Here is a 303-nt window from a genome sequence, read left to right as displayed (position 1 = left end):
TATCACTCAGGTAATGTTGTCGAACCAATCGTGAGGCATGATAAATCATTAATTTTTGGTCTATAACCTTGACGTTAACTGTTTGCCCGATATACTTTACAGGTACAGAATATTTATTGCCTAGATAGGTGATCATCGATTCATTACTAACTTTGCGGGTTAGATCGTGATCAACTAATGAATTCAAAAGGATTGGATTGTATGGCTGTAAATATTCTTTTTCTTTTATCCATAAATCTTCTGGTCTTTGATCAGTTGCTTGGCTTATTTCGTGATTGAGCTGTGTTTCAAGCTGCTTCACGA

At 35.6% G+C, this 303-nt stretch carries 1 protein-coding gene; it reads right to left on the bottom strand.

Translation table 11 applies throughout. The annotated features are described in order from the left end of the window. On the bottom strand, nucleotides 1-303 hold a 303-nt coding region (locus QOS10_RS09600), incomplete at both ends, for a Mu transposase domain-containing protein (RefSeq protein ID WP_408621592.1).

Origin of the sequence: Limosilactobacillus galli, from assembly GCF_947381495.1 — a bacterium.
Lineage (GTDB): Bacteria > Bacillota > Bacilli > Lactobacillales > Lactobacillaceae > Limosilactobacillus > Limosilactobacillus galli.
The sequence above is the reverse complement of the archived record's forward strand: the minus strand, read 5'-3'. Positions and strand labels throughout refer to the sequence as shown.